Genomic DNA, 10703 nt, shown 5'->3' on the forward strand with positions numbered 1-10703 from the left:
GGTGGGCCGCGCGCATGACGAGAACGAACAAGAGGGATCGACCGTGAAAGCCGTGTACAAGGGGGGGCGCTGCTGTTCCCGTTCGGCCTGGCGTTCGGCGCCGGCCTGCTGCTGTTCGACAGCCGCCCGCCGGCGCCCGGAGCGCCAGCCGGCAACCGGCTGGTGCGCAACGGCATCGCCGTCGACTTCACGGTGCTGCCGGTGGAGGGCGCGCAGCCGACCGAGGGACGCTTCGCCGACCTGCGCTTCCGGCTGAGCGACGCGGCCAGCGGCCAGCCGCTGGCCGGCCAGGTGCCGGGCGCCTGGCTCGACCTGGCGGCCGGCAACGACGACCCGCAGACCGCCTGCCGCAGCCGCATCGGCCTCTACCTCAAGGGGCTGCCCGGCGTGCGCCCGCTGCTCGACCTGACCAACTACCACCTGCTGATCCTCAACCGGGACCCGAGCATTACCGTGGTCGACCCGCTGACCTCGGTCGGCGGGACGACCAGCATGCTCACCCGCATTCCCCTGCGCCGCGCGCCGATGGACTGGGCGCGCAGCGCCGACGGCACGCGGCTGTACGTGTCCATGCCGGACGCCGGCGAGGTGGCGGCGATCGACGCCGAGCGCTTCCAGGTGCTCGCCGGCATTCCCGCCGGGCGCCGGCCGGTGCGCCTGGCCCTGCAGCCCGACGGCCGCTACCTGTGGGTCGGCAACGACGCCGACGGGGAGGCCGGCAGCGGGGTGACGGTGATCGACACCGCCACCCTCAAGCCGGTGCTGCAGGCCGATACCGGGCGCGGCCATCACGAGATCGCCTTCAGCGCCGATTCGCGGCATGCCTTCGTCAGCAACCGCGAGGCTGGCAGCCTGACGGTGTTCGACGTGGCGAACCTGGGGCGGGTCCGCGAGATCCGCACCGGGCCGCAGCCGCTCGGCGTGGCCCTCTCGCCGCTGTCCGGGGCGGTCTACGTCAGCGACGGCGAGGCCGGCACGCTCAGCGTGATCGACGCCGCCAGCCTGGAGACCCGCAAGACCCTGCAGGTCGGCCGCGGCATCGGCCCGCTGGCGTTCGCCCCGGACGGCCGCTACGGCTTCGTCCTCAATACCGCGGAGAACCGGGTGACGGTGATCGACGCCGCCAGCGACGAGCTGGTGCATGTCCTGGAGGTCGCCGCCGAGCCCTACCAGATCGCCTTTACCCGCGCCTTCGCCTACGTGCGAGGGCTGGCTTCGCCCAAGGTGTCGATGATCGACCTGGCCTCGCTGGGCAAGGGCCGCGAACCGGGCGTGCTCGGCTTCGAGGCCGGACCGGCGGCGCCCAGGCTGGCCGGCGACCTGCCGCTGGCCAGCAGCCTGGCCCCGGCCGGCGACGACGCCGCGCTGTTCGTGGTCAACCCGGTGGACAACACCACCTACTTCTACATGGAGGGCATGAACGCGCCGATGTCCGGCTACCTCAACCGCGGCCACACGGCGCGCGCGGCGACCGTGGTGCCGCGCAGCCTGCGCGAGCTGGAGCCGGGGCTGTTCGGCGCGCGGGTCCGGCTGCCGGCCGCCGGGCGTCTCGACGTCGCCTTCCTGCTCAACCAGCCGCAGATCGCCCACTGCTTCGCCCTCGAGGTGCAGGCCAATCCCGAACTGCATCGCCAGCGGGCACGACTGCAGGTGGAATACCTGGTCGACGGCCACGGCGTGGTCGCCGGCGCGCCCCTCAGGCTGCGCTTTCGCCTGTCGAGGGGCGCAAAGGCGCCGCAGACCGGCGTGGCGGACCTGCGCGTGCGCTACTTCCGCGCGCCGTCCTCGCCGCCGCGCGAGGTCGCCGCGCGGGAGGTGGGCGAGGGGATCTACGAGGCGCCGGTCGAGCTGGCGCAGGCCGGCGCCTACTACCTGCACCTGGGGCGGCCTCGCTCGGGCTGGCGTTCGGCGAGCTGCCCTATCTCGGCCTGCGGGCGCGGCCCGCCGGAGGACAGTGAGCATGGAGCGATTGCGCAAGACCCTCGCCCTGGCGCTCTGCGTCCTGGGCCTGGCCGGCGGCATGGCGCCGGCCGGAGCGTCGGACGGGCACGCCGGACACCGGCAGGCGGTGCCGGCGGTTCCGGCGGAAAGCGCCCGGGTGCGCTTCGCCGACGTGCCGCTGCGCGACCAGCACGGCCGCGAGCTGCGCCTGGCGGAGGCGGTGGACGGGCGCATCGTGGTCATCGGCTTCGTCTACACCCGCTGCACCACGGTCTGCCCGGTGCTCTCGGCGATCATGCAGAAGGTCCAGGCGCAGCTGGGCGGGCGGGCCGGCGCCGAGGTGGGGCTGCTGTCGATCAGCGTCGACCCGCTGCGCGACACCCCGGCGCGGCTGCTGGAGTATTCCCGCGCCTACCAGGCCGGTCCCGGCTGGCGCTGGCTGACCGGCGAGGCCGCGGCGGTGGACGAGACCCTCCGGGGCCTCGGCGTCTGGTCGGCGGACTTCGCCAGCCACCCGCCGACCCTGCTGGTCGGCGACGCCCGCAGCGGGCAGTGGACGCGCTACTACGGCTTCACCGCCCCGGCCGTGCTGGTCGCGCGGATCGAGGCGCTGGCCGCGGCGCGCGAGCACGCCGGGCACGCACACGTGGCCCGGCACGCGATACAGGAGGGCCGGCCATGAGGCTCTTCTCCGGCATCGTCCTGGCGCTGTTCGCCACGCTCGCCCTGGCCCACGAGGGCCATGCCCCGGAATCGACCGCCGGGCCGGCGGCGCAGGAGCTCAAGGGTGGCGTCCCGGACGCGCGCAGCTACTTCACCGACACCCCGCTGCGCGACCAGGACGGCCGCGAGCGGCGCTTCTACAGCGACGTGCTGGCCGGGCGGGTGGTGCTGCTCAACGTGATCTACACCCGCTGCAAGGACGCCTGCCCGCTGATCACCCGCAAGCTGCGCGAGGTGCGCGCGGCCCTCGGCGCGCAGGCCGGCCGGGTGCATTTCGTCTCCCTCAGCAGCGATCCCGAGCACGACTCGCCCCAGGCGCTCAAGGCTTTCGCCGCCAGGCAGGGCGCGGACGATCCGAACTGGACCTTCCTCGGCGGCGACAAGGCCGACATGGACTTGGTCCTCGCCCGGCTCGGCCAGCTCGCGCAGACGCCCGAGGGGCATTCGACCCTGCTGATCGCCGGCGACGTGCCGAACAAGCGCTGGAGCAAGATCCGCCCGGACGCGCCGCCTGCCGCCATCGCCCAGCGCCTGCTGCTGCTCGCCGAGCCGCTGGCGGGGCGCCGATGAGGCGCCCGCGTGGGAGACGCCGCCGACGGGCCTGGCTGCTTGCCATGCTGCTCGGCTGGACCGGTCTGGCCGGGGCGCTCGAACTGACGCCCGAGGAGGCCGCCGGGCGGCGCCTGTTCCGGGAAGGATCGGCGCCGGCGACGCTCTGGTCGAGGCGCGCGTCGGGCCGGCCGGCACGCCGCTGCCGGCCAGCGTACTGCCCTGTGCCGGTTGCCATGGGCGCGACGGGCGCGGCCGCCCGGAGGGCGCGGTCCGCCCGCCGGACATCACCTGGCGGCGGCTGGCCACGGCCCGCCCCGCCTACGACGCGGCGAGCCTGGCCCGCGCCTTGGGCGAGGGGCTCGATTCGGCCGGCGCGCGCCTGGACCCGGCGATGCCGCGCTTCGTCATGAGCCGGGCCGACCTGCGCAACCTCACCGCCTATCTCCAGCGCCTCGAGGCAGACCGCGACCCCGGCCTGCACGAGACGCGCCTGCGCCTCGGCACTCTGCTGCCGTCCGCCGGGCCGCTGGCCGCGGCGGGGAAAACCGTCGGCGCGCTGCTGCAGGCGGCGCTCGACGAACTGAACCGGGCCGGCGGCATCCACGGCCGCCGTCTGGAGCTGGTGATCGCCGATCCCGGCCCGGACCGGGCCTCGGCCGAGGCGGCGCTCGCCGGGCTGCTCGACGGCGGCGACGTCTTCGCCCTGCTGGCGCCGCTGGCACCGGCGCTGGACAGCCGTTACGGCGAGCTGCTGGCACCGCGCGGGGTGCTGCTGATCGGGCCGTTGCCGGAAGCGGACGAGGAGGACAGCCCGCTGGTCTTCGCCCCGCTTCCGGGGTGGCGCGAGCAGCTGTTCGCCCTCGCCGAGTTCGCCGCCGGCGAGTCGCCGCCCGCCACCAGCCCGGCGCTGATCGTCCATCCGCCGGAGGAGGCCCGGCAGGCCGCGGCGCTGGCCGGGCGCCTGCGCGCGCGCGGTTGGCAGCGGGTGCGGCTGCTCGATTACGGCGCGCAGGCGGCGGACGACGAAGCGGCGCTGACGGCGGACCTGGAAGCGCTGTTCTTCCTCGGCTCCGGGGAGGCGCTGCTCGCCCTGGGCCGCGTGCTGGACGAGGCCGGGCTGGCGCCGCGGCTGTACGCCAGCGCCCGGCAGGCGGCCGGTGCGGCGCTGCGTCTGCCGGCCGTCTTCTCCGGACGGCTGTTCCTCGCCTATCCGCTGCTGCCGGCGGACGTCACGCCCGCCGGCGCGCAGGCGCTGGAGGCCTTGCGCCGGCGCGCCGGCCTCGACGGCCAGCAGCCGGCGCTGCAGATCGGCGCCTACAGCGCGGCGCTGCTGCTCGCCGAGGGACTCAAGCGCGCCGGCCGCGACGCCAGCCGCGAACGCCTGCTGCAGGAGCTGGAGAACCTGCACGCCCTGCACACCGGGGTGACGCCGCCGCTGGGCTTCGGTCCGGGCCGCCGGGTGGGCACGACCGGGGTGCACATCGTCGGCGTGGATCTGGCCGTCGGGCACTTCGTGTCGACCGGACGCTACGTGCGCATCGAGCCATAGAGCCCGCATTGCCGCCTCAGCGTGCGCCCGTCGGCGCTCCATGCCCGGGCTCGACCCGCTGCAACGCCCCGTCGCGTCCCAGCCGGAAGCGGGCGAAATCCTCGGCCAGAAACAGCCGGCCCCGGTAGGCCGCCGCGGCCTCGGCACGGATGTCCTCGATGCACGGCCGGCGTTTCGGATCGGCCTGGTAGCGGGCGCTGAAGTGGGTCAGGACCAGGTTGGCGAGGCCGGCCGCCTGGGCGAAGGCGGCGACCGCGCCGGCGGTGCTGTGGCCGAAGCCGGCCCTGGCGTCCTCCGCGACGGCTTGGGTGTAGGTGGCCTCGTGGACCAGCACCTGGGCGCCGCGGCAGGCCTCGGCCAGCAGCTCGGGACGGTCGTTGTCGCCGCCGATCACCAGGCGGCGGGGCGCTCGGCCGAAGATCAGGTAGTCGTCGCTATGCAGCGTGCGGCCCTCGTGCTGCACGTCGATGCCGCGCGCCAGCTGGCCCCAGAGCGGGCCGCGGGGAATGCCGTGGCGGTCGAGCCTGTCGATGTCCAGGCGCGGGTCCGGGCGGGCCTCGCTGAAGCGGTAGCCATAGCAGGGCACCCGATGGGAGAGGGCGACGGCGGCGACGCGCAGGTTGCCGCCGCGCCATTCGCCCAGGGACTCGACGGCCTGGAAGTTCAGCTCGAACGCCAGCCAGGTCCGGGTCAGGCGCAGCGTGGTGCGCAGCCATTCCTCGATGCCGTCCGGGGCGACGATCTCCAGCGGCGCCGTTCTGCCCTGCATGGCGGCGCTGGCCAGCAGGCCGGGCAGGCCGTAGCAGTGGTCGCCGTGCACATGGGTGATGAAGATCGCGCGCAGCTCGTGCAAGGAGAGCGGCGTGCGCAGCACCTGGTGCTGCGTGGCCTCGCCGCAGTCCACCAGATACCAGCCCTTGCCGGTCTCCTCCTGCAGCGCCAGTCCGGTGACGTTGCGGGTTTTGGTGGGGGTTCCGGAGGAAGTGCCGAGAAATATCAGGTCCACACCCATGCTCCCGTGGTCTGCTGTCGCGGGCGTTCGCCGGCGGCCGGTCGGTCCGCCGCTTCGCCAGGCGGTCTCGGTGCAGATTACCGCTGCCGGGCCCGAATCGCGCACGGTCGCCGGAAACCGGCCGGCCATCGTTGCCATCGCCTGCGCTCCGGCATGACGCGCCGGGCGCGGCGGATGGATACACGAATGGACCCGCCGGCCGCTGCATCGTCCCGCTGAAGCGGCGCCGGCCCGATGAGCTGCAATGGCACGGCGGCGTCACGCCGGTCGCCCGCCCGGAACCTGGCCGCTGCCGGCCAGTCTCCTGCCTGTAGGCATTGCAATCGGCCACCTTCTTTCGCGAGGCGCTCACATGTCTTCGTCCGCCGGGGAGCCGCAGCAGCGCTCCCCGGGCGCTCCGCCGGGGAACCCCGGAGCGACCTGCCGCAACTGCTGCGCCGCTACGCCGAAGCGCTGCCGGACCCGGACAGCGCCGCCTTCGGCGAGCTGTTCGACCGCTACGGCGACGCCCGCGTCGTGCTGATCGGCGAGGCGAGCCACGGGACCGGCGATTTCTACCGGATCCGCGCCGCCATCACCCGGCGCCTGATCGAGCGTCACGGCTTCGCCATCGTCGCCGCCGAGGCCGACTGGCCGGATGCGGGACGGATCGACCGGTACGTGCGCGGGCTGGGTCCGTCGGTCTGGAGGCAGCGGGCCTTCACGCGCTTCCCCGCCTGGATGTGGCGCAACACCGAGGTGGATGCCTTCGTCCGCTGGCTGCGGGCCCACAACCATGCCCTGGCGCCCGCACGGCGCGTGGAGTTCCGCGGGCTGGACCTGTACAGCCTGGCCAACTCGATCCACGAGGTGCTGCGCTACCTGGGCCGTACCGATGCGGAGCTGGCGCGACAGGCGCGCGAGCGCTACGCGTGCCTGTTCCCCTGGCAGGACGATCCGCTGGTCTACGGCCATCTGGTCGAGCGCGCCGGCAAGGCGTCGTGCGAGGAGGCGGTGGTCGAGCAACTGAACAGCCTGCTGGCCCGGCGGCTGCAGCATCTGGCCGGCGACGGCGAGGGTTTCTTCAGCGCGACGCAGAACGCCCGCGTGGTGCGTGCCGCCGAACACTACTACCGCGCCATGTACCACGGCCGGGCGGAGTCCTGGAACCTGCGCGACCGGCACATGTTCGACAGCCTGCAGGCGCTGCTCGAGCATCGCGGCCCCGGAGCGAAGGCGGTGGTCTGGGCGCACAACTCGCACATCGGCGACGCGAACGCCACGGCCATGGGCTGGGGCGGGCGCTTCAACATCGGTCAGCTGTGCCGCACGGCCTACGGCGGGGAGGCGGTGCTCATCGGCATGGGCACCGACCGCGGCCAGGTCGCCGCCGCCGACCACTGGGACGGCGCGATGCACATCAAGGACGTGCTTCCGGCCCGCGAGGACAGCTGGGAGCGGCAGTTCCTCCGCGCCGGCATTCCCGCCTCGCTGACCGACTGGCGCGCGCCGGAGCGCGGGGAACTGCGCGCGGCCCTTGCCGGGCCGCTGCTGGAGCGGGCGATCGGGGTGATCTATCGGCCGCAGACCGAGCGGCAGAGCCATTACGCCCGGGCCGTGCTGGCCGAGCAGTTCGATGCGTACGTCTGGGTCGAGGAAACCCGGGCGCTGACGCCCTTGCCCGCCGGCAAGCGTTCCGGCCGGGAGGACGACACCTATCCCTTCGGCGTCTGAGCGCGAGCCGCCGCTTCCCTGTGCGAACCCCCGGATGGCCGGGGCAGCGCCGCTCCGGCGGGCGGCTCCCCGGGCCGGTTCGCCAGGCCGCTCCGGCGGCTGGCCAGCTGACACGCAAGGCGCTCGGCCATCCCCCGGAGTGGGGAACCGGCGAGTTTTTCCCCGAATCTGGGGAACCCTCCGCATGGAAAAAATTTTGAAAAATCAATCGTCTATTTAATAGGGGACGACTGGCGCGGGCTGTGCATGAAGCACATCGGGTACGTGTTTTTGCGACTCGGTAGTGGGCATGGATTTCTGAAACGGGAGTCAGTCGTCGTGGCGATCAGAAAAGTCTTGCTTGTCGAGGACGAGCCGGTCCTTGCGGAGAACCTCAAGGCCTATCTCGAAACGAGGCACTGCGAGGTGCGTGTCGCCCATGACGGCGCCGGCGCCATCGCCCTGACGGCGAGCTTCGGGCCGGACATCCTGGTGCTCGACTACTGCCTGCCGGACATGGACGCCTTCCAGCTGCTCGATGCCCTGCGCGGCCGTTACCACGGCGAGCGGGTGCTGATGACCGGCCACCCGAGCGGGGCGCTCTGCGACGACGCGGCGCGCCGCGGTATCGTCAACATCCTGCTCAAGCCCTTTCCGCTGGCGGATCTGGGCCGGGTGGTGTGCAAGCCGCAGGTCGTGCGGCGGATGTGCGGCGAGTAGCCGCTGTTGTGTCGCCCATGAGGGGCGAATGCGTTGAAAAAGGAGTGCGCATGGACAGTCTTTCCCCAGGGAGCGCCACTGGCGGGGCGGCGCCGGAGCCGGCCCGCTTCGGCGCCGCGCTGCTGCGCGAGGCCCGCGAGAGGGCGGCGGGCGAGGGCGGGCGGCTGCTCGAGGCGCTGGAGACGCTGGCCGGGCTGGCGCCGGACGAGTTCGTCCGCCGCCTGGGGGCGACCCTGCATTACCCGGTGCTCGACGGCGAGACGCTGTTCGCCTGCCGGCCGGCGTTCGAGCGGCTGGCGCTGGCCCAGGCGCTCAAGCGCGAATTCGCCGTGGTGCGTCTGGACGAGCGCGAGGTCGGGGTGTTCGCCGACCCCTTCGACGACGCCCGGCTGGCCTGGATCGACGCCTGTCTGGAGGGCGCGCCGCTGTACCTGGTGCATCCGGCCGATCTGGCCGGCTATCTGGCGCGCCACGAGGAGGCCTTCCACGCCGTCGCGTCGCTGGGCGCCGACGCCGCCGGGGCGGTCGAGACCGAGGCGGTGGAGACCCTGTCGCTGGCGCGGATCAGCGAGGACTCCAGCGTGGTGGTCAAGCTGGTCAACTCGACCCTCTACGACGCGCTGAAGATGCACGCCAGCGACATCCACCTGGGCATGACCGGCAACGGGCTGGCGATCAAGTACCGCATCGACGGGGTGCTCAACTCCATCGGCCGGGTGCAGGGCAGCGAGATCGCCGATCAGGTGATCTCGCGGGTCAAGGTGCTCGCCGAGCTGGACATCGGCGAGAAGCGGGTGCCCCAGGACGGTCGCTTCAAGGTCGGCATCCACGGCCGGCAGATCGACTTCCGGGTGTCGATCATGCCGAGCATCTTCGGCGAGGACGCGGTGCTGCGGGTGCTCGACAAGCAGGACCTGGCCGACCGGGTCAGCGGCGTCAGCCTGGAGGCGCTGGGCTTCGAGGAGGCGACCCTGCGCAGCCTGCGCCGGCTGGCCGCCGAGCCCTACGGCATGGTGCTGGTGACCGGCCCCACCGGCAGCGGCAAGACCACCACCCTGTACGCGATGATCACCGAGATCAACCACGGGGTGGACAAGATCATCACCATCGAGGATCCGGTGGAGTACCAGTTGCCCGGCGTGCTGCAGATCCCGGTCAACGAGAAGAAGGGCCTGACCTTCGCCCGCGGCCTGCGCTCGATCCTCCGCCACGACCCGGACAAGATCATGGTCGGCGAGATCCGCGACCCGGAAACCGCACAGATCGCCGTGCAGTCGGCGCTCACCGGCCATCTGGTGTTCACCACCATCCATGCCAACAACGTGTTCGACGTGATCGGCCGCTTCGTGCAGATGGAGGTCGACCCCTACAGCTTCGTCTCCGCACTCAACGCGGTGCTCGCCCAGCGGCTGATCCGCCTGGTCTGCCCGGACTGCGCCGCGCCGGTCGAGCCGAGCGCGGAGGAACTGCTGACCTCCGGGCTGGACCCGGCCGGGGTCGGCGACTTCCGCTTCGTCCACGGCAGCGGCTGCGGGCGCTGCCGCGGCTCGGGCTACCGCGGGCGCAAGGCGATCGCCGAACTCCTGCTGCTCGACGACGAGATCCGCCAGCTGATCGTCGAGCGCCAGCCCATCTCGCAGATCAAGGAACTGGCCCGCCGCCGCGGCCTGCGCCTGTTGCGCAGCTCGGCGGTGGAGCTGGTGCGCAGCGGACGGACCACCCTGGAGGAGATCAACCGTGTCACTTTCGTGGGCTGAACGGCGCATCGCCGTGCTCGGCGCCACGCGCCTGGCGCTGTTCCGCCGCAAGCGCGGCGAGCTGGAACTGCTCGGCGGCGTCGAATACGGTCCGGCCGAGGGGCCGGCCTGGAGCGCTGCGGCGCAGGCGCTGGAGCGCATTCTCGGCGAGCAGGGCCGCGGGCGGGCCAGCCTGGATCTGGTGCTGTCCAGCCGCTTCGCGCGTTTCGCGCTGATTCCCTGGAGCGATGCGATCGCCGCGCCGGAGGAGCTGGAGGCTTATGCACGCTTCCGTTTCCAGGAGATCTACGGCGCGCTGGCCGACGACTGGCTGCTGCGCCTGTCGCCGGCTCCGGCCGGACAGCCGCGGCTGGCGGCGGCCCTTGAGCGGGGCCTGCTCGAACGCCTGCAGGCCGTGTGCAAGGCGGCCGGGCTGCGCCTTGCCTCGGTACAGCCCTACCTGATGAGCGCCTTCAACCGCTTCGCCGGACAGTTGCCGGCGGACGATTTTCTCTTCGTGCTTGCCGAGCCGGGGCGCAGCAGCCTGCTGCTGGCCCGCCAAGGCTGCTGGGCCGGCGTGCGTTCGGTGAGCGGCGGCGACGATGCGGCGCTGCTCGCGTTGGTCGAGCGGGAGCGCGAGCTGCAGGGGCTGGAGGACGCGGCGCTTTACCTGCACGCGCCGGGGCGCACGGCGCCGCCGCCGGCCGGGTTGCAGGCCCTGGAGCTGCCACGGACCTCGGCGGACGCCCTGCAGGCCATGGCCCTGGCGGTGAACTGA

At 73.0% G+C, this 10703-nt stretch carries 8 protein-coding genes and 1 pseudogene; 8 read left to right on the forward strand and 1 reads right to left on the reverse strand.

Going from position 1 to position 10703, the window contains the following annotated elements; translation table 11 throughout:
- Positions 1 to 69: 69 nt before the first annotated feature.
- From Atro_RS01500 to Atro_RS01515, 4 genes and pseudogenes are all read left to right on the forward strand, one after another.
- A pseudogene (locus tag Atro_RS01500) lies at positions 70 to 1958 on the forward strand (cytochrome D1 domain-containing protein).
- 2 nt (positions 1959 to 1960) lie between these two features.
- The gene (locus Atro_RS01505; RefSeq protein ID WP_497926128.1) at positions 1961 to 2623 is read left to right on the forward strand and encodes an SCO family protein; all 663 of its coding nucleotides are present in this window, start codon (positions 1961 to 1963) and stop codon (positions 2621 to 2623) included.
- Positions 2620 to 3234 (forward strand): SCO family protein, encoded by a 615-nt coding sequence (locus Atro_RS01510; protein ID WP_497926129.1) that lies wholly within the window; start codon positions 2620 to 2622, stop codon positions 3232 to 3234. Before Atro_RS01505 ends, Atro_RS01510 begins: the two co-directional genes overlap by 4 nt.
- 196 nt (positions 3235 to 3430) lie before the next feature.
- Positions 3431 to 4765 (forward strand): ABC transporter substrate-binding protein, encoded by a 1335-nt coding sequence (locus tag Atro_RS01515; RefSeq protein ID WP_497927737.1) that lies wholly within the window; start codon positions 3431 to 3433, stop codon positions 4763 to 4765.
- A gap of 16 nt (positions 4766 to 4781) precedes the next feature.
- Here the strand turns inward: Atro_RS01515 and Atro_RS01520 are convergent, their stop codons facing one another.
- Positions 4782 to 5771: a ribonuclease Z gene (locus Atro_RS01520; RefSeq protein ID WP_497926130.1), complete on the reverse strand. Its 990-nt coding sequence runs from the start codon at positions 5769 to 5771 to the stop codon at positions 4782 to 4784.
- A gap of 240 nt (positions 5772 to 6011) precedes the next feature.
- Between Atro_RS01520 and Atro_RS01525 the strand changes: the two genes are divergently transcribed.
- The 4 genes from Atro_RS01525 to Atro_RS01540 all read left to right on the forward strand — a co-directional run bounded on the left by Atro_RS01525 (position 6012) and on the right by Atro_RS01540 (position 10703).
- Complete coding sequence (locus Atro_RS01525) at positions 6012 to 7490, forward strand: erythromycin esterase family protein (protein ID WP_497926131.1); 1479 nt, start codon at positions 6012 to 6014, stop codon at positions 7488 to 7490.
- Between the two features lie 318 nt (positions 7491 to 7808).
- On the forward strand, positions 7809 to 8189 hold the full coding sequence (locus tag Atro_RS01530; RefSeq protein ID WP_497926132.1) for a response regulator: 381 nt from the start codon (positions 7809 to 7811) through the stop codon (positions 8187 to 8189).
- 50 nt (positions 8190 to 8239) lie between these two features.
- Positions 8240 to 9946 (forward strand): GspE/PulE family protein, encoded by a 1707-nt coding sequence (locus Atro_RS01535; RefSeq protein WP_497926133.1) that lies wholly within the window; start codon positions 8240 to 8242, stop codon positions 9944 to 9946.
- Positions 9927 to 10703, forward strand: coding sequence for a hypothetical protein (locus Atro_RS01540; RefSeq protein ID WP_497926134.1), 777 nt, complete (start codon positions 9927 to 9929; stop codon positions 10701 to 10703). The genes Atro_RS01535 and Atro_RS01540 overlap by 20 nt, the downstream gene beginning before the upstream one ends.

The sequence above is a fragment of the Azotobacter tropicalis genome, from assembly GCF_059739045.1.

Excerpts from the sequence above, each read along its gene's own strand:
- Atro_RS01505 (WP_497926128.1), top strand. The coding sequence starts at position 1,961 with ATGGAGCGATTGCGCAAGACCCTCGCCCTGGCGCTCTGCGTCCTGGGC.
- Atro_RS01510 (WP_497926129.1), top strand. The coding sequence starts at position 2,620 with ATGAGGCTCTTCTCCGGCATCGTCCTGGCGCTGTTCGCCACGCTCGCC.
- Atro_RS01525 (WP_497926131.1), top strand. The coding sequence starts at position 6,012 with ATGAGCTGCAATGGCACGGCGGCGTCACGCCGGTCGCCCGCCCGGAAC.
- Atro_RS01535 (WP_497926133.1), top strand. The coding sequence starts at position 8,240 with ATGGACAGTCTTTCCCCAGGGAGCGCCACTGGCGGGGCGGCGCCGGAG.